The organism is Pseudomonas chlororaphis (assembly GCF_001921865.1).
GTDB classification, from domain to species: domain Bacteria; phylum Pseudomonadota; class Gammaproteobacteria; order Pseudomonadales; family Pseudomonadaceae; genus Aquipseudomonas; species Aquipseudomonas chlororaphis_D.
In genome coordinates, this window is the sequence record NZ_MSCT01000008.1 from 53092 (window position 1) to 70178 (window position 17087).

General features: G+C 63.3%; 17 protein-coding genes. 9 read left to right on the top strand and 8 right to left on the bottom strand.

What is annotated here, in order from left to right; all coding sequences use genetic code 11:
- Nucleotides 1-199 precede the first annotated feature (199 nt).
- On the top strand, nucleotides 200-1414 hold the full coding sequence (gene rluB / locus BTN82_RS07475) for a 23S rRNA pseudouridine(2605) synthase RluB (RefSeq protein ID WP_075118521.1): 1215 nt from the start codon (nucleotides 200-202) through the stop codon (nucleotides 1412-1414).
- A gap of 163 nt (nucleotides 1415-1577) precedes the next feature.
- Here rluB and BTN82_RS07480 read toward each other — a convergent pair whose 3' ends face one another.
- Nucleotides 1578-2537, bottom strand: a complete 960-nt coding sequence (locus BTN82_RS07480) for a leucyl aminopeptidase (RefSeq protein ID WP_075118522.1) — start codon at nucleotides 2535-2537, stop codon at nucleotides 1578-1580.
- A gap of 69 nt (nucleotides 2538-2606) precedes the next feature.
- Nucleotides 2607-2744: a hypothetical protein gene (locus BTN82_RS31290; RefSeq protein WP_007930088.1), complete on the bottom strand. Its 138-nt coding sequence runs from the start codon at nucleotides 2742-2744 to the stop codon at nucleotides 2607-2609.
- A 1038-nt stretch (nucleotides 2745-3782) separates the two neighbouring features.
- Between BTN82_RS31290 and BTN82_RS07485 the strand changes: the two genes are divergently transcribed.
- Both BTN82_RS07485 and arfB read left to right on the top strand, forming a co-directional pair.
- Entirely contained in the window at nucleotides 3783-5204 is a 1422-nt protein-coding gene (locus tag BTN82_RS07485) for an amino acid permease (RefSeq protein WP_075118523.1), read from the top strand.
- 197 nt (nucleotides 5205-5401) lie between these two features.
- Nucleotides 5402-5815 carry an alternative ribosome rescue aminoacyl-tRNA hydrolase ArfB gene (gene arfB / locus BTN82_RS07490; protein WP_075118524.1) on the top strand — a complete coding sequence of 138 codons (414 nt, stop codon included), beginning with the start codon at nucleotides 5402-5404 and terminating at the stop codon, nucleotides 5813-5815.
- On the opposite strand, the gene BTN82_RS07495 is transcribed toward arfB, so the two are convergent.
- The 6 genes from BTN82_RS07495 to phhA all read right to left on the bottom strand — a co-directional run bounded on the left by BTN82_RS07495 (nucleotide 5812) and on the right by phhA (nucleotide 10177).
- A complete protein-coding gene (locus BTN82_RS07495; RefSeq protein WP_075118525.1) occupies nucleotides 5812-7011 on the bottom strand; it encodes an MFS transporter in 1200 nt (399 codons plus the stop codon). The two genes, arfB and BTN82_RS07495, sit on opposite strands and share 4 nt — an antisense overlap.
- 114 nt (nucleotides 7012-7125) lie before the next feature.
- On the bottom strand, nucleotides 7126-7308 hold the full coding sequence (locus BTN82_RS07500; RefSeq protein ID WP_075118526.1) for a hypothetical protein: 183 nt from the start codon (nucleotides 7306-7308) through the stop codon (nucleotides 7126-7128).
- A gap of 82 nt (nucleotides 7309-7390) precedes the next feature.
- On the bottom strand, nucleotides 7391-7522 hold the full coding sequence (locus BTN82_RS31470) for a hypothetical protein (RefSeq protein ID WP_261792940.1): 132 nt from the start codon (nucleotides 7520-7522) through the stop codon (nucleotides 7391-7393).
- Nucleotides 7523-7763: 241 nt separating this feature from the next.
- On the bottom strand, nucleotides 7764-8960 hold the full coding sequence (locus BTN82_RS07505) for an amino acid aminotransferase (RefSeq protein WP_075118527.1): 1197 nt from the start codon (nucleotides 8958-8960) through the stop codon (nucleotides 7764-7766).
- Nucleotides 8960-9316 (bottom strand): 4a-hydroxytetrahydrobiopterin dehydratase, encoded by a 357-nt coding sequence (locus BTN82_RS07510; protein ID WP_075118528.1) that lies wholly within the window; start codon nucleotides 9314-9316, stop codon nucleotides 8960-8962. The genes BTN82_RS07505 and BTN82_RS07510 overlap by 1 nt, the downstream gene beginning before the upstream one ends.
- A gap of 69 nt (nucleotides 9317-9385) precedes the next feature.
- The gene (gene phhA, locus BTN82_RS07515) at nucleotides 9386-10177 is read right to left on the bottom strand and encodes a phenylalanine 4-monooxygenase (RefSeq protein ID WP_075118529.1); all 792 of its coding nucleotides are present in this window, start codon (nucleotides 10175-10177) and stop codon (nucleotides 9386-9388) included.
- A gap of 306 nt (nucleotides 10178-10483) precedes the next feature.
- On the opposite strand from phhA, the gene BTN82_RS07520 reads away from it, so the two are divergent.
- From BTN82_RS07520 to flgJ, 6 genes are all read left to right on the top strand, one after another.
- Complete coding sequence (locus BTN82_RS07520; protein ID WP_075118530.1) at nucleotides 10484-12049, top strand: sigma-54-dependent transcriptional regulator; 1566 nt, start codon at nucleotides 10484-10486, stop codon at nucleotides 12047-12049.
- A gap of 323 nt (nucleotides 12050-12372) precedes the next feature.
- Nucleotides 12373-13113, top strand: a complete 741-nt coding sequence (locus BTN82_RS07525; protein ID WP_075118531.1) for a flagellar basal body rod protein FlgF — start codon at nucleotides 12373-12375, stop codon at nucleotides 13111-13113.
- A gap of 45 nt (nucleotides 13114-13158) precedes the next feature.
- Nucleotides 13159-13944, top strand: coding sequence for a flagellar basal-body rod protein FlgG (gene flgG, locus BTN82_RS07530; protein WP_075118532.1), 786 nt, complete (start codon nucleotides 13159-13161; stop codon nucleotides 13942-13944).
- A gap of 53 nt (nucleotides 13945-13997) precedes the next feature.
- Nucleotides 13998-14693 (top strand): flagellar basal body L-ring protein FlgH, encoded by a 696-nt coding sequence (flgH, locus tag BTN82_RS07535; RefSeq protein WP_075118533.1) that lies wholly within the window; start codon nucleotides 13998-14000, stop codon nucleotides 14691-14693.
- A 27-nt stretch (nucleotides 14694-14720) separates the two neighbouring features.
- Complete coding sequence (locus tag BTN82_RS07540) at nucleotides 14721-15809, top strand: flagellar basal body P-ring protein FlgI (protein WP_075118960.1); 1089 nt, start codon at nucleotides 14721-14723, stop codon at nucleotides 15807-15809.
- Between the two features lie 10 nt (nucleotides 15810-15819).
- Complete coding sequence (gene flgJ / locus BTN82_RS07545; RefSeq protein ID WP_075118534.1) at nucleotides 15820-17085, top strand: flagellar assembly peptidoglycan hydrolase FlgJ; 1266 nt, start codon at nucleotides 15820-15822, stop codon at nucleotides 17083-17085.
- The last annotated feature ends 2 nt before the right edge of the window (nucleotides 17086-17087 follow it).

The window sequence follows — 17087 nt, forward strand, 5'->3', positions numbered from 1 at the left end:
CGTCGATCGCTCGCTCCTGCACCACCTATCCGGCCAGCGGAAAAATCGGCCGACTGCCGGTTATCGGCTAGTCTCTGATGCGCAACCGGCGCCATGAGCGTATGATTCGCGACCCTTTGGCGATCCCTTCGCCACAAGACCTGTTTTTAAGACCGTTCAGGCCGCTCTAGCCTGAATCGATACACCGGGAGGTGCCCAGATGAATGAAGACCAGAAAGACCACCAGGAAATAGCTCCGGCAGGCGAAAAGCTGCAGAAAGTCCTCGCCCGTATCGGCGTCGGCTCGCGCCGCGACGTGGAGTCCTGGATCAGCCAGGGCCGGATCAAGGTCAATGGCGTCGCCGCCACCCTTGGCCTGCGTGTCGACCTGCATGACGCCATTTCGATCGATGGCAAGGTGATCAAGCGCGAAGAAGCGTCCGAAGCGGTCCGCCGCGTGATCATGTACAACAAGCCCGATGGCGAGATCTGCACCCGCGACGACCCGGAAGGCCGTCCGACGGTGTTCGACAAGCTGCCGCGTCCGAAAGAAGGCCGCTGGATCAACATCGGCCGTCTCGACATCAACACCACCGGTTTGCTGATGTTCACCACCGACGGCGAGCTGGCCAACCGCTTGATGCACCCGTCCTACGAGATGGACCGCGAGTACGCGGTGCGTGTGCGTGGCGAAGTCGACGACGAGATGATCGAGCGCCTGAAAGCCGGCGTGATGCTCGAAGACGGCCCGGCCAAGTTCACCGACATCCAGCAGGCTCCGGGCGGCGAAGGCTTCAACCATTGGTACCACTGCGTGGTGATGGAAGGCCGCAACCGTGAAGTGCGTCGCCTGTGGGAATCCCAGGGCCTGGTGGTCAGCCGCCTGAAGCGCGTGCGTTTCGGCCCGGTGTTCCTCAACTCCGACCTGCCGATGGGCCGCTGGCGCGAAATGAGCCAATACGAAGTGGACATCCTCAGTGCCGAGGTTGGCCTGACTCCGGTGGCGATGCCGCAACTGAACGCCAAGAGCAAGGACAAGCTGGAACGCATGCAGCGTAAATCCTCGCGGCCGATGGCCAAGGGCGAGCGCGTGCGGACCTTGCGTCCTGCCCATGGCGCGCCTGCCGCCGGTGCTCCGCGCCCGGGACGCGAGCCGCAGCTCGAGGGCGAGCGTCCGGGCCGCAAGCCCGCGCCGCGCCAGGATGGCGAACGTGCGCCACGGGCTCCGCGTCCGGCTGCCGGCCGGGGCGAGTCGAGCCGCGGTACGCCAGTGGCGGATCGCCCGATCGACACCAAGCGTCCGGCCAAGCCGGCGCCGAAGTCCAAGCGTCCGGGCATCGTCCTGGTCGACAAGGATGCGCCGTCGGGCAAACGCCGCGGCGCGCCGGCCGGTTCCGGCCAGCGTCCGGGCTTCGGTCGTCGCAAGCCTGAGTAAGGGCTGAGTCGCAATAAACAACGCCAACCTTCGGGTTGGCGTTTTTTTTGGGGAAAGCCAAACGGCTGCGCCAGCGGCTACAGGGTTGTGTGGCGAAGCCGGGAATCCCTGTAGGAGCGAGCTTGCTCACGATGGCGTTATCCCTATCGCCACCGTCCCCGGCTCAGAACGCAAACCGCCCATCGAACACCGGCTTGTCGTCCAGCGCCAGCACCCCGCCGGCGAAGATCAGGTCCAGGTGGTGGCTGCCCTTGGCGCCGCCGCCCAGCCCCAGGTGCAGGCCGCAATGGCGCTCCTCGAAGCCCGAGTTGCGTGCATACAGCGCTTTCACCCCTTCGTTGGTGCCGATGCCCAGCTCCTCGATGCGGCGGTTGGACGGGTTGGCGTCCAGGTACTTGTTGAAGTCGTCCTCCAGCCCCGGCACGTCGGTGGCGATCCGGGTGATGGTGGAGTTCTCGATCCACAGCTCCAGGGGCGATTGCAGCACGCCGTACTTGCGCGCGAAGGGAATGGTGCCGAGGAAGGTGCCGACGAATTTCACCCGGCCGTTGATGGCTTCGCTGTGGCTGGCGACTTCGCCCGGCGCCAGGTCGTAGTTGCCCACGCCATTGATGTTGGTCCATTTCCTGATGCTGCTCAGCGGCGTGTCGAAGTACGAGCCGTGGTCGTCGTGAAAGCTCAGGGTGGTGGCCTGGGACATATAGCCGATCAGGGTGGCGTTGAGCTCGGCGATGCGTTGCGGCTCGACGCTGAAAGTGTCGTAGAAATAGTCCCCGTAGTCCTTGAACAGCAGCGATTTCTTCCAGTTCTCGGCCATCACGGCTTGCAGCGCCTGGATGAACGCCGGACCTTGTGGGCGCGGTGGCGTTAGGGTCGAGGAGTCGTAGAAAAAGATGTAGAGATCGCAGTCCTCGATGGCCTGGGCCAGCACCGGGGTGGGCTCCTGGTCGAGGCGCAGGGCGGTGAAACCGAAGGGCTCGCGGGCCTGCTCGAGAATGGCGGCGCTGGTGGCGGTGTAGTCGGCGGTGTGGCCGATCAGGACCTTGGCGTGCTGCCGGCCAGTCAGGGCCGGGTGGTGTTCGAGGTAGTAAAGGAAATGCCGGATGGCTGCGGTGTTGTCCATGGACCCTCCCAGGGAGCCAGCGAATGGAGGCAGGGGCGGCCGCCGGGCCGCTCCCGCCCTATGGCCTGTTTACAAAGGCCACATCGCCGTGCCGAACGGTACCACCGCGTCGGCTTGCATCATTTCCACCGCGGCCTCATGGGTCGCTGCTTCAAACCAATCGTCCAGTTGCAGTTCAGTGTCCAAGTCTTTTTCCAGTGCTTGCATGGCGAATCTCCTAGATGACTTTTCGGATAGAAAGCAGTCGGTGAAACGGCTCGGGCGTTCCCGGGGAAGGGCTGCGCAATACGGGAAAATCCGCGCCGTTCGGCTTGCCGGCTTGTGGCCTGGCAAGTGGCTGGAAACCTAGTCCAGGGTTTTTTGGAATGCAAAAAAATAATTGAATTATTTTTATTGAACTTTTTGTTCTGTTTTTGTGCGAAGAAATTATCGAGAAAAAACAAAAAGCTGAGCAGGCAGACAGGTAAAAAAACGTGGGTAGTCAATTTGCAGTCGCCGCTGGCGCCGATCTGAAGTGGAAAAAATACGTTCCGACGCGTAAAGAAAACCTTACGAAAAACACCTTGTCCGGGCAGGGAATCGAGCCTTGGCGAGCGCTGTAAGAAAAACCTGCCGGCGATGCCCCGGGAACGCTTGGCGTCTGCCGGAAACCCGCTTGTTCCGTGGGCTCAAGGCAGGTGTCATGCAGCCCATGCCTGTGTGCAGGTGCATAACAAGAAGGAGGCGCAACGAACGCCATGGCTCACCTCAACCGACTCTCCATGAAGGGCGATCCTTGTCGCGCCTTCATCGACACCCCCGACGGGGCTGTCCCGAACCTTGCCGCCGATGCCTGCCATCGAGCAGGCCCCATGGGATTCCGGCTTCCGACGCGCTGACACGCCGCGTCTGGCGGCAGGGAGTCAGGGGTGTACAATGCGCGGCGTTTTAACTGTGACCCAACTGCGTATCCGCGCATTTTGCGCCTCAACGACGGCTTTCGACGCGTGACGAGCCCAGGGCTCCGACGGCGCGAAACCCGCTCCCAAGGCCAATAATCTCAAGGCTATCCGCCTTGTTCACTCCGCCGCGTCACAAGCGTGGTGGGTTCGATTTCGTCACAGATAAAAACAAACAGGTGACGCATGACCGTTAAACAAACGCTGGACTCCTGGTGCCTGCGCTGGGGTTTGATCCGCGCTGCTTAAGCCTGCTGTCGGCTGCAACGTCTATCGAACATCATCAAACCTTGCGTGAGACCCTTTCATGAGTGGACAAAACCCGCATTCAGGCGAGCTGAAACGCGGCCTGAAAAATCGCCATATTCAACTGATCGCCCTGGGCGGCGCGATCGGTACCGGATTGTTCCTGGGCTCGGCCGGCGTGCTGAAATCCGCCGGGCCGTCGATGATCCTGGGTTACGCCATCTGCGGCTTCATCGCCTTCATGATCATGCGCCAGCTCGGCGAGATGATTGTCGAAGAGCCGGTGGCCGGTTCCTTCAGCCATTTCGCGCACAAGTACTGGGGCGGTTTCGCCGGCTTCCTGTCGGGCTGGAACTGCTGGATCCTGTACATCCTGGTGGGCATGTCGGAGCTCACAGCGGTCGGCAAGTACGTGCACTACTGGTGGCCGGACGTGCCGACCTGGGCTTCGGCCGCGGCGTTTTTCGTGCTGATCAACCTGATCAACCTGGCCAACGTCAAAGTCTTCGGCGAGGCCGAGTTCTGGTTCGCGATCATCAAGGTGGTGGCTATCGTCGGCATGATCGCCCTGGGCAGCTACCTGCTGGTCAGCGGTCACGGCGGCCCGCAGGCTTCGGTGAGCAACCTGTGGGAACACGGCGGGTTCTTCCCCAACGGCGTCAGCGGCCTGGTGATGGCCATGGCGATCATCATGTTTTCCTTCGGCGGCCTGGAGATGCTCGGGTTCACCGCGGCCGAGGCCGACAAGCCGAAGACCGTGATCCCCAAAGCGATCAACCAGGTGATCTACCGCATCCTGATTTTCTACATCGGTGCTTTGGTGGTGCTGTTGTCCCTGACCCCATGGGACAGCCTGCTGGCGACCCTCAACGCCTCCGGCGATGCCTACAGCGGCAGCCCATTCGTCCAGGTGTTCTCGATGCTGGGCAGCAATACCGCGGCGCACATCCTCAACTTCGTGGTCCTGACCGCGGCCTTGTCGGTGTACAACAGCGGCACCTACTGCAACAGCCGCATGCTCCTGGGCATGGCCGAGCAGGGCGACGCGCCGAAAGCCCTGGCGAAGATCGACAAGCGCGGCGTGCCGGTGATGTCGATCCTGGCCTCGGCGCTGGTGACCTTCGTCGCGGTGGTGCTCAACTACCTGATCCCGCAGCATGCGCTGGAGCTCTTGATGTCGCTGGTGGTCGCGACCCTGGTGATCAACTGGGCGATGATCAGCTACTCGCACTTCAAGTTCCGCCAGCACATGAACCGCACCGGCCAGACGCCGCTGTTCAAGGCGCTGTGGTACCCCTACGGCAACTACATCTGCCTGGCGTTCGTGGTGTTCATCCTCGGCATCATGTTGATGATCCCGGGCATCCAGATCTCGGTGTACGCGATTCCGGTGTGGGTCGTGTTCATGTGGGTCTGCTACTACATCAAGAACAAGCGCAGCGCCCAGGACAACTTGCAGGTGGCCAATGCTTCGCTGAAGTAAGCGGCGCGCAGCAACAACAAACCCGGCTCCGGCCGGGTTTTTTGTGGGTGTGCTTTGTAGGAGCGAGCTTGCTCGCGATAGCGTCCGTTCCGGCAACGCGCTGGATGGCCGCTTCGCGGATCGCGGGCAAGCCTCGCTCCTACGGGGGATCATGCAATTCGCGGTATCCTAGGCGCCCTGAAAGCGGACCCATTTCCATGCTGGTGATTTCCAACAACGTGCAGCTGCCGGATGCCGAGATCGAGTTGAGCGCCATTCGCGCCCAGGGCGCGGGCGGGCAGAACGTCAACAAGGTCTCCAGCGCGGTGCACCTGCGCTTCGACATTCCGGCCTCGTCCTTGCCGCCTTTCTACAAGGAGCGGCTGCTGGCGCTGCGCGACAGCCGCATCACCAGCGACGGGGTGATCGTCATCAAGGCCCAGCAATACCGGACCCAGGAACAGAACCGCGCAGATGCCCTGGAGCGCCTGGTGGAGTTGATCCTCGGTGCCACCAAGGTGGAAAAGAAGCGCCGGCCGACCAAACCGACCCTCGGCTCGAAGACCCGGCGCCTGGAGGCCAAGAGCAAGCGCGGGAATATCAAGGCCGGGCGCGGCAAGGTCGACTTCTAGGCGGCGTCGCGCTCTTCGCGGTACCTCGGCGCCTGGCGGTACAGGTACAAGCTCAGCAGCAAGCCGCTGCAGGCGGCGAGGGCGGCGAACAGGAAGATCGAGGCGAAGCCGAAGCCGGCGGCAATGGCCCCGGCCAGCGGCCCGGTGATACCCAGCGACAGGTCGATGAACAGCGAGTAGGCGCCCACCGCCGCGCCGCGGCTGGAGGCGGGCACCAGGTTGACCGCTTCCACCCCAAGCGCCGGGAACACCAGGGAGAAGCCGAAGCCGCTCAACGCCGCGCCGGCCAGGGCCCAGTTGGCGTCCGGCGCCAGCCACAACAGCAGCAGGCCGAGGGTTTCCACCGACAGGCAGGCGATCGCCACGCGAAAGCCGCCGAGGCGGTTGATCAGGTTGCCGAACAGCAGCCGCGCACCGATAAAGCTGGCGCCGAACAGGCTCAGGCAGAGCACCGCGTTGGCCCAGTGCTGGGTGGCGTAATACAGGGTGATGAAGGTGGCGATGGTGCCAAAGCCGATGGAGCCCAGGGCCAGGCCGCAGCCATGGGGGAAGACGCGGCCCAGCACATGCATGAACGGCAGGCGCTCGCCGGCGACGATCGGCGCCGCGAGTTTCGGCCAGGCCAGCGCCAGGCCGAGGATCGCCAGCAGGATGATGCTCACGCCCATGCTCCACAGCCCCAGGCGGTTCACCAGCAATACCCCCAGCGGCGCGCCAACGGCCAGCGCGCCGTAGCTGGCGATGCCGTTCCAGGAAATCACCTTGGCGGTGTTCTGCGCGCCGACCCGACCGATGCCCCAGCCGATGGAACCCGACCCCACCAGGCTCTCGGCGCTGCCGAGCACCAGCCGGCCGATCAGCAGGCTGATCAGGCTCAGCATCGGCAGGCTGTGCAGCCACGCCGACAGCAGCATGAACACCCCGCTCAGGCCGCAACCCGCCAGGCCGTACATCACCGCGCGCTTGCTGCCCAGGTTGTCGATGATTTTCCCGGCATAGGGGCGGCTGAGCAGGGTCGCCAGGTATTGCACGCTGATCACCAGGCCGGCGATCACCGCGCCGAAGCCCAGTTCGCTGTGCACGTAACCCGGCAGCACGGCCAGGGGAATGCCGATGTTCAGGTAGCCGATAAAGGTGAAGAGGACGATGGAAACGACTTGCAGCGTGACCGCCAAAGGGCGCTGGGTATCTGGCATGGGGAAAGGTCCACGGGCACGGGCAGAATAGATAGGCTGCTTATGATACCGAGGGTTGAAACGATTCAGGTGGAGAAATTGACCGGCAGCCGCAAGTTTTTACCGGGGGCGGGGTCAGGCGTGCGAAGGGGCCAGCAGTTGGGTGGTGACCAGGGCGGCCAGGGCGTTTTCCTGGGTGCCGAAGCGGGCCAGCAGGGCGGCCTGTTTTTCCGGGGACAGGTGGTTCCAGATCTCGATCATTTTTTCGGCGGTGCCGATCAGCACGCTGGCTTGGGTTTCGCTGAAGGCGTCGGTCATGGCGGCGGTTCTCGAAGGCGGGTTTCAGGCGGTGTGGAAAGCGCATCGAAGAGCGCTTTCCACACTGTCTGGGGTAATGCGGTCAGTCTTCGCTATCGGCCTTGCGGCCAGGTGCGGCTTCTTTCGGTTCGGGCTGTTGGGCACCGGCTTGTTGCGGGGTTGTCTGCTCAGTTTCGTGCAGGCTTGGGAAGGGGAGATTAGGAATCTCGTGCATGTTCGTTGCTCCTCGCAAGGTCTGTTTTTTAAATCGCTGGGTAGATCCGCGCTTTTAAAAAGCTTGGGCAGGATACAGCACTGCAAATGACAAAAAGATTTTTATCTGGGGTTTTGGGATGAAAGGAGTTTCATCGGGTGGGGATTCTTGAAGAGCATCGCGAGCAAGCTCGCTCCTGCAGGAGGCCTGTATGAACGACATGCGGTCCCTGTAGGAGCGAGCTTGCTCGCGATGGTTTTTTTCAGTCCTTGCAGACGTCGGCGATGGCCTCGGCCAGCAGGTCCAGGCGGGTGGCGTCGATGCCGGCGACGTTGGCCCGGCCTGAGCCGACCATGTACACGCTGTGCCGGTCGCGCAGCTTGGCTACCTGCTCCGGCGTCAGGCCGGTGTAGGAGAACATGCCGCGCTGTACGCCGATATGCGCGAAGCGCTCGGCCAGGCCATGGGGTTGCAGCGCTTCCACCAGGCCCGAGCGCAACTGTGCGATGCGCAGGCGCATGGCTTCCACTTCGTCGGCCCAGAGGCTTTTCAGCTCCGGGTCGCCGAGGATGGTGGCGACCACCGCGGCGCCGTGATCCGGCGGGGTGGACCACAGGTTACGGGCGATATGGGCGAGCTGGCTGCGCACGTCGAGCAGCTTTTCGGCGTCGCGGGTGCAGACGATCAGCGCGCCGGTACGGTCGCGGTACAGGCCGAAGTTCTTCGAGCAGGAGCTGGTGACCAGCAGCTCGGGCAGTTCGGCGGCGAACAGCCGGACCGCCCAGGCGTCCTGCTCCAGGCCGTCGCCGAAGCCCTGGTAGGCGAAGTCGATCAGCGGCAGCAGGTTACGGCTGCGCACCACGTCCAGTACCCGGTACCAGTCGTCGTGGCTCAGGTCGAAACCGGTAGGGTTGTGGCAGCAGGCGTGCAGCAGCACCACGTCGCCCTTGGGCGCCAGGTTCAGGGCCGCGAGCATGGCCTCGACGTCGAGGCGGTTATCGCTGCCGACGTAGGGGTAATGGCTGACCTGGATGCCGGCGGCGGCAAAGATGGTTTCGTGGATCGGCCAGGTCGGGTTGCTCAACCACACGCCACGGCCCGGCAGGCAGTGGGCGATGAAGTCGGCGCTGAGGCGCAGGGCGCCAGTGCCGCCCGGGGTCTGGGTGGCGCCGGCGCGTTGCTGGGCAATCAGTTTCGAGTCGGCGCCCAGCACCAGTTCGTTGATTGCCTTGCCGAAGGCCGGTTCGCCATGGCCGCCGATGTAGATCTTGGTGGTCTGGCGGTCGACCAGGCGCTGTTCGGCCAGCTTCACCGATTGCGGGATCGGCGTCAGGCCCTGGGAATCCTTGTAGACGCCGACGCCCAGGTCGAACTTGCGCGGGTTGCTGTCCGACGCATAGGCCTCCATCAGGCCAAGAATCGGGTCGCCGGGTACTCGGCCTATGGCGTCGAAATGCATTACTTGCGTCCTTCTGCGGTCTTGGCCACTTCGTCGGTGCGGGCGGCCATGATGAAGTCGTTGCGGTGCAGGCCCTTGATGGAGTGGCTCCACCAGGTCACGGTGACCTTGCCCCATTCGGTGAGGAGGCCAGGATGATGACCTTCCGCCTCGGAAATTTCACCCATTGCGTTGGTGAATGCCAGGGCGAACTTGAAGTTTTTGAACAGAAAGACTTTTTCCAGCTGCATCACGCCATCGCGCACTTCGATGTTCCAGTCGGGGATCTGCTTGATCAGTACCGGCAGTTCTTCGTCGCTGACGTGTGGCGCGTCGGCGCGGCAGGCTTCGCAATGGGCTTGGTTCAGAGCGGTCATGGTGGGTTCCTGAAGTGGATTCTTGTTGGAAAATACGGGTTTTGCCGGCGGCACGCGAGGCTTGCCGGCTCAGGCCGCCTTGGGTTTGGGCGGAAACTTGGGAGCGTGCAGGCCCAGCTGCATGCCCTGGTGCACCAGGGCCATGATGTCTTCATGGGCCAGGTCGAACAGGCGCTTGAGGTTAGGCAGCACAAAGTAGATCGGTTGCAGGATGTCGATGCGGTATGGGGTGCGCATGGCTTCCAGCGGGTCGAAGGCCTGGTGTTCCGGAACGTCCGACAGGCTGTAGACGGTTTCCTTGGGCGAGGAGAGGATGCCGCCGCCGTAGATGCGCTGGCCTTGCGGGGTGTCCAGCAGGCCGAACTCGATGGTCATCCAGTACAGGCGCGCCAGGTACACCCGTTCTTCCTTGGTGGCCTGCAGGCCGAGCTTGCCGTAGGTGTGGGTGAATTCGGCGAACCAGGGATTGGTCAGCAGCGGGCAGTGGCCAAAGATCTCGTGGAAGATGTCCGGCTCTTGCAGGTAGTCCAGTTCTTCGCGGGTGCGGATAAAGGTGGCGACTGGAAACTGCTTGCTGGCGAGCAATTCGAAGAAGGTCTGGAAGGGGATCAGCGCCGGCACCCGGGCCACTTGCCAGCCGGTGGTCTCGCCCAGCACCTGGTTGATTTCGCCCAGCTGCGGGATGCGGTCGTGGGGCAGGCCGAGTTTCTCGATGCCGTCCAGGTATTCCTGGCACGCGCGCCCTTCGATCACTTTCAACTGACGGGTGATCAGGGTGTTCCACACCGCGTGTTCTTCGTCGGTGTAGTGGATAAAACCTTGCGCGTCGGGCTCGCGGGCCACGTACTGCGTCTGCTTCATGCTGCTCTCCTGTCAGGGGCTGCGTTCTTGTTATCAGTTGACGCTAGAGATAACCCAAGGTGGCAGCCCGTGCAGCAGGTTGACGTGAACGTAATGGGCGCATTGACGGTAAATTCGTAAAGTTTTCGTTACGAAAATGCCGGAAGGCCGGTAATACTGAGAATAGTCGATTTGAAAAGGCCGGCTGCTGTCACATAATCTTGACGATTATCTGCGCCGCACCGCAGAAAATTCGTGCCGCGGGGTGTCAAAAGCGCCGTTTTCCGGCGTTCATGTCCTCCATTACCTGCTTCGGGCCCTCCTTATATGCGTATCAAAGTCCACTGCCAGAATCGCATCGGCATCCTGCGCGACATTCTCAACCTGCTGGTGGAGTACGGCATCAACGTCGCCCGCGGCGAGGTGGGCGGCGAACACGGCAACGCGATCTATCTGCATTGCCCGAACCTGATCAACCTGCAGTTCCAGGCGCTGCGACCGAAGTTCGAGTCGATTGCCGGGGTGTTCGGGGTCAAGCGGGTCGGGCTGATGCCCAGCGAGCGGCGACACATGGAGCTCAATGCGCTGCTCGGGGCGCTGGAGTTTCCAGTGCTGTCCATCGACATGGGCGGTTCCATCGTTGCCGCCAATCGCGCGGCGGCGCAGTTGCTCGGTGTGCGGGTGGACGAGGTGCCGGGGATTCCGCTGTCGCGTTATGCCGAGGACTTCGATCTGCCGGAACTGGTGCGGGCCAACAAGTCACGGATCAACGGGCTGCGGGTCAAGGTCAAGGGCGACGTGTTTCTGGCGGATATCGCGCCGCTGCAATCGGAACACGACGACAGCGAGGCCATGGCCGGCGCGGTGCTGACGTTGCACCGCGCGGACCGGGTCGGCGAGCGCATCTACAACGTGCGCAAGCAGGAGCTGCGCGGGTTCGACAGTATTTTCCAGAGCTCGAAAGTCATGGCCGCGGTGGTGCGTGAAGCACGGCGCATGGCGCCGCTGGATGCGCCGCTGTTGATCGAAGGCGAAACCGGCACCGGCAAGGAACTGCTGGCCCGCGCCTGCCACCTGGCCAGCCCGCGCGGGCAGTCACCGCTGATGGCGCTCAACTGCGCCGGCTTGCCGGAGTCCATGGCCGAGACCGAACTGTTCGGCTACGGCCCGGGCGCCTTCGAGGGTGCCCGGGCCGAAGGCAAGCTCGGGCTGTTGGAACTGACGGCCGGCGGCACGCTGTTCCTCGATGGGGTGGGGGAGATGAGCCCGCGCTTGCAGGTCAAGCTCCTGCGCTTTCTGCAGGACGGCTGCTTCCGCCGGGTCGGTAGCGACGAAGAGGTGTACCTGGACGTGCGGGTGATTTGCGCGACTCAGGTCGACCTGTCCGAGCTGTGCGCCCGCGGCGAATTCCGCCAGGACCTGTACCACCGGCTCAATGTGCTGTCGCTGCATATTCCGCCCCTGCGCGAATGCCTGGATGGCCTGACGCCGTTGGTGGAGCATTTCCTCGATCAGGCCAGCCGGCAGATCGGCTGCGCCTTGCCGAAACTGGCGCCGGCGGCCATGGAGCGTCTCAGCCATTACCACTGGCCGGGCAACGTGCGGCAGTTGGAAAACGTGCTGTTCCAGGCGGTGTCGCTGTGCGACGGCGGCACGGTCAAGGCCGAGCACATTCGCCTGCCGGACTACGGCGTGCGCCAACCCCTTGGCGACTTCTCCCTGGAAGGCGGCCTCGACGCCATCGTCGGGCGCTTCGAAAAGGCCGTGCTCGAGCGCCTGTATTCCGAACACCCCAGCAGCCGCCAACTGGGCAAGCGCCTGGGCGTCTCGCACACCACCATCGCCAACAAGCTGCGCGAATACGAAGTCGGCAAAAGCGTCGACGAAAGCTGAACCTGTAGCCGCTGCCGAGCCAGCAAGGCTGGCAGCGCATTACTCGGGCCAGATCGCGGGCTCGGGTTGGGCGCTTGCGGCGCAGCCGATCACATCCTGCGGCAGCGGCTACAGAGGCATGTCATGGAGGCCGGGCCTTGCCGTAAGCGGCATATCGGCGCCGGTTTTTCGTCTTTGACACAATCGCCGCATTTCCCCCGAACGTCCTCAAGTTCCCGGATTTCCTGCCTCCGAGCGCCCGAAAAACAAGTTGGTGCGCTTATTGCTTATGGCTCAGCAGTACAGCGGTGGGCGGCAAACGTCCGACATGCAGAGGAAAGACTGTGGACAAGTACCTTTATGTGGCCATGACCGGTGCCAGCCAGAATGCGCTGGCGCAGAAGGCGCATGCCAACAACCTGGCGAACATCTCCACCAACGGTTTTCAACGCGACCTGGAGCAGGCGCGTTCGATGCCGGTGTTTGGTGACAGCTTTCCGGCGCGGGCCTTTGCCATGTCCGAGCGTCCGGCTACCGATTTCAGCCCGGGCTCATTGGTGGAAACCGGTCGCGAGCTCGATGTGGCGGTCAGCGGCAACGGCTGGATCGCCGTGCAGACCCCGGACGGCGGCGAAAGCTACGTGCGTACCGGCAGCCTGAACATCGATGCATTGGGCGTGTTGCGCGCCGGCAACGGCATGCCGGTCATCGGCAACGGCGGTCCGATCGCCGTGCCGCCGGAGCAGCAGGTGGAAGTCGGCCAGGACGGCACCATCAGCATCCGCGCCATGGGCGAAGGCCCGCGGGTAATGGCCGAGGTCGACCGCATCAAGCTGGTCAACCCGGACCTGAAGAACATGACCAAGGGCCTGGACGGTGCGATCCAGACCAAGGACGGCCAGCCGGCGCCGGCTGACGCCAATGTGCAACTGGTCTCGGGTTTCCTTGAGTCGAGCAACGTCAACGCGGTCGAGGAAATGACTTCGGTGCTGGCGCTCTCCAAGCAGTTCGAGCTGCACATCAAGATGATGAACACCGCCAAAGAAGACGACCAGGCCATGGCTCGGGTCTTGCAGATCAGCTAATTACCAGTACGTCGCGCCGTAAAACAGGCGCACGAGGAGAATCGAATGCTTCCGGCTCTGTGGGTTGCCAAAACAGGTCTGTCCGCCCAGGACACTAACCTGACCACCATTTCCAACAACCTGGCGAACGTTTCGACCACGGGTTTCAAACGTGACCGCGCCGAGTTCCAGGACCTGCTGTATCAGATCAAGCGTCAGCCTGGCGCCCAGTCGACCCAGGACAGCGAACTGCCGTCGGGCCTGCAACTGGGTACCGGTGTGCGTATCGTCGGCACCCAGAAGAACTTCACCGCCGGCAGCCTGCAGACCACCGAGCAGCCGCTGGACATGGCCATCAACGGCCGCGGTTTTTTCCAGATCCTGCAACCGGACGGCACCACGTCCTACACCCGCGACGGCACCTTCCACCTGGACTCCAACGGCCAGATCGTGACGGCCAACGGCTTCGCCCTGGAGCCGGCAATCGTCGTCCCGAACGACGCCCAGACCTTCACCGTGGGCCAGGACGGCACCGTGTCGATCACCACCGCTGGCAACCCGGCCTCGCAAGTGATCGGCAACCTGCAGACCGCCGATTTCATCAACCCGGCCGGCCTGCAAGCCATGGGCAACAACCTGTTCCTGGAAACCGCCGCCAGCGGCGCGCCGCAAGTCGGCACCCCGGGCCTCAACGGTTTCGGCACCACCCTGCAGAGCACCCTGGAAACCTCCAACGTCAGCACCGTCGAGGAGATGGTCAACATGATCACCACTCAACGTGCCTACGAGATGAACTCCAAGGTGATCTCCACCGCCGACCAGATGCTCTCGTTCGTCACGCAGAATCTGTAATCAAGTCCTGGGGGCGGCCTGACGGCTGCCCTGCAACACCATGAGGTAGGGTCATGAATCGCTTTGTATCTGTTCTCGCATTGAGTGGGGTGGTCGTACTCGCGGGCTGCGTAGCCCCGACGCCGAAGCCCAATGACCCGTATTACGCTCCGGTGTTGCCGCGTACCCCGTTGCCGGCCGCAGCCAACAATGGCTCGATCTACCAGGCCGGCTTCGAGCAGAACCTGTACAGCGACCGCAAGGCGTTCCGCGTGGGCGATATCATCACCATCACCCTCAACGAGCGGACCCAGGCGAGCAAGAACGCCAACTCCCAGGTGGCCAAGGACAGCAAGACCGGCATCGGCCTGACCTCGTTCTTCGGCGGCGGCTTGAACACTAACAACCCGGTGGGCAGCGGCGACCTGAGCCTGGATGTCGGCTATAGCGGCAACCGCGCGACCAAGGGCGACAGCAAGTCCGGCCAGAGCAACAGCCTGACCGGTTCGATCACCGTGACCGTGGCCGACGTGCTGCCCAACGGCATCATCGCCGTGCGCGGCGAGAAGTGGCTGACCCTCAATACCGGCGACGAACTGGTACGGATTGCCGGCCTGGTGCGTGCCGACGACATCGCCACCGACAACACGGTGTCCTCGACCCGTGTCGCCGACGCCCGTATCACCTATTCGGGTACCGGTGCTTTCGCCGATGCGAGCCAGCCGGGCTGGTTCGACCGTTTCTTCCTCAGCCCGCTGTTCCCTTTCTAGGTGGCTACGTTGAATTTCAAACGCCTCATGCTGGCCGCGCTGTTGCTCTCGGCGGCCTGCAACGCTCAAGCCGAACGGCTGAAGGACATCGCCAGCATTTCCGGCGTGCGTTCCAACCAGCTGATCGGCTATGGCCTGGTGGTCGGGCTTAATGGCACCGGCGACCAGACGACCCAGACGCCGTTCACCTTGCAGACCTTCAATAACATGCTGTCGCAGTTCGGGATCAAGGTGCCGCCAGGTTCCGGCAACGTGCAGTTGAAAAACGTCGCGGCGGTGTCGATCAGCGCCGACTTGCCGGCGTTCGCCAAGCCGGGCCAGCAGGTCGATATCACCGTGTCCTCGATCGGCAACTCCAAGAGCCTGCGCGGCGGTACCTTGCTGCTGACGCCGCTCAAGGGTATCGACGGCAATGTCTATGCCGTCGCCCAGGGCAACCTGGTGGTGGGCGGTTTCGATGCCGAGGGGCGCGACGGCTCGAAGATCACGGTCAACGTTCCGTCGGCCGGCCGCATTCCCGGCGGTGCCTCGGTGGAGCGCGCGGTGCCGAGCGGTTTCAACCAGGGCAACAGCTTGACGCTGAACCTCAACCGTTCCGACTTCACTACCGCCAAGCGCATCGTCGACAAGATCAACGACATGCTTGGCCCGGGCGTGGCCCAGGCCATCGACGGCGGTTCGATCCGCGTCACCGCGCCGCTCGATCCGAGCCAGCGCGTCGACTATCTGTCGATCCTCGAGAACCTGGAAATCGATCCGGGGCAGGCGGTGGCCAAGGTCATCATCAACTCGCGTACCGGCACCATCGTCATCGGCCAGAACGTCAAGGTTTCGCCGGCCGCCGTGACCCACGGCAGCCTCACCGTGACCATCACCGAAGACCCGATCGTCAGCCAGCCGGGCCCGCTGTCCAACGGCCAGACCGCCGTCGTGCCGCGCTCGCGGGTCAACGCCGCGCAGGAAGCCAAGCCGATGTTCAAGTTCGGCCCGGGTACCACCCTGGACGAGATCGTCCGTGCGGTGAACCAGGTCGGCGCGGCGCCGGGCGACCTGATGGCGATCCTCGAAGCCTTGAAACAGGCCGGCGCGCTGCAAGCCGACCTGATTGTGATTTGAGGTAGGGGCCATGGATATTCGCAAGAGCGGTCTGGTCAGCAGCGGGGATTCGGGTTCGTACTCGGACCTCAATCGGCTCAACCAGCTCAAGGTCGGCGACAAGAACAGCGACGCCAACATGCGCAAGGTGGCGCAGGAGTTCGAGTCGCTGTTTCTCAATGAGATGCTCAAGTCCATGCGCTCGGCCACCGAGGCGCTGGGCAAGGACAACCCGCTCAACACGCCGGCGGCCAAGCAGTACCAGGAGATGTACGACCAGCAGTTGGCGGTTTCCATGTCGCGCGAGGGCGGCGGTATCGGCCTGGCCGACGTGCTGATGCGCCAGATGTCGAAGAACAAGTCCGTCAGCCCGGCCGCGGCGTCGACGTTGCCGGGAGCTCAGCCTGAAAAGGTCGCGACGCCCACCGCCATCGCCGCCGGCACCACCGCCTTGGGCGGCCCGCTGTCGCGGGTCAACGGCCAGCGTCCGTTGTGGGCGTCGCGGGCGCTGGAGCCGCAACGCACTGCCGACGGCGGCGCGCATAACGATATGGCGCTGCTCAATCAGCGGCGTCTTTCGCTGCCGAGCAAGCTGACCGATCGCCTGCTGGCGGGCATCGTGCCCTCGGCCGACGGCACGGCGGCCATCAATCGCAGTGCCTTGCCGGAGCGCACCACGGCCGCCACCGATGCGCTGGTCAGGAACAGTTCGGGAAGTTTTGCCGCCGTCCCTCACGGGCGTATGCAGATCTACGGCCGCGCGGTGGCCCAGCCACCGTTGGCGCCGGCGAAGAAAGCCTTCAGCTCGGCCGACGAGTTCGTCGCCACCATGCTGCCGATGGCGCAGCAGGCCGCCGACCGCATTGGCGTCGATGCGCGCTACCTGGTAGCCCAGGCGGCGCTGGAAACCGGCTGGGGCAAATCGGTGATGCGCCAGCAGGACGGCAGCAGCAGCCACAACCTGTTCGGCATCAAGGCCGGCAGCAGTTGGAAGGGCGACCAGGCGCGGGCGATCACCAGCGAATTCAAGAATGGGCAGATGGTCAAGGAGACGGCGGCGTTCCGTTCCTATGCCTCGTACCAGGACAGTTTCCACGACCTGGTGACCTTGTTGCAGAGCAATAATCGCTATCAAGAAGTGCTGAAGTCGGCCGATAACCCCGAACAGTTTGTACGTGAGTTGCAAAAGGCCGGGTATGCAACCGACCCGGACTACGCGAGCAAGATTTCGCAGATTGCCAAGCAGATGAAGAGCTACGAAAACTACGCAGCAGCGAGCGTTTCCACGAATTTATAAGG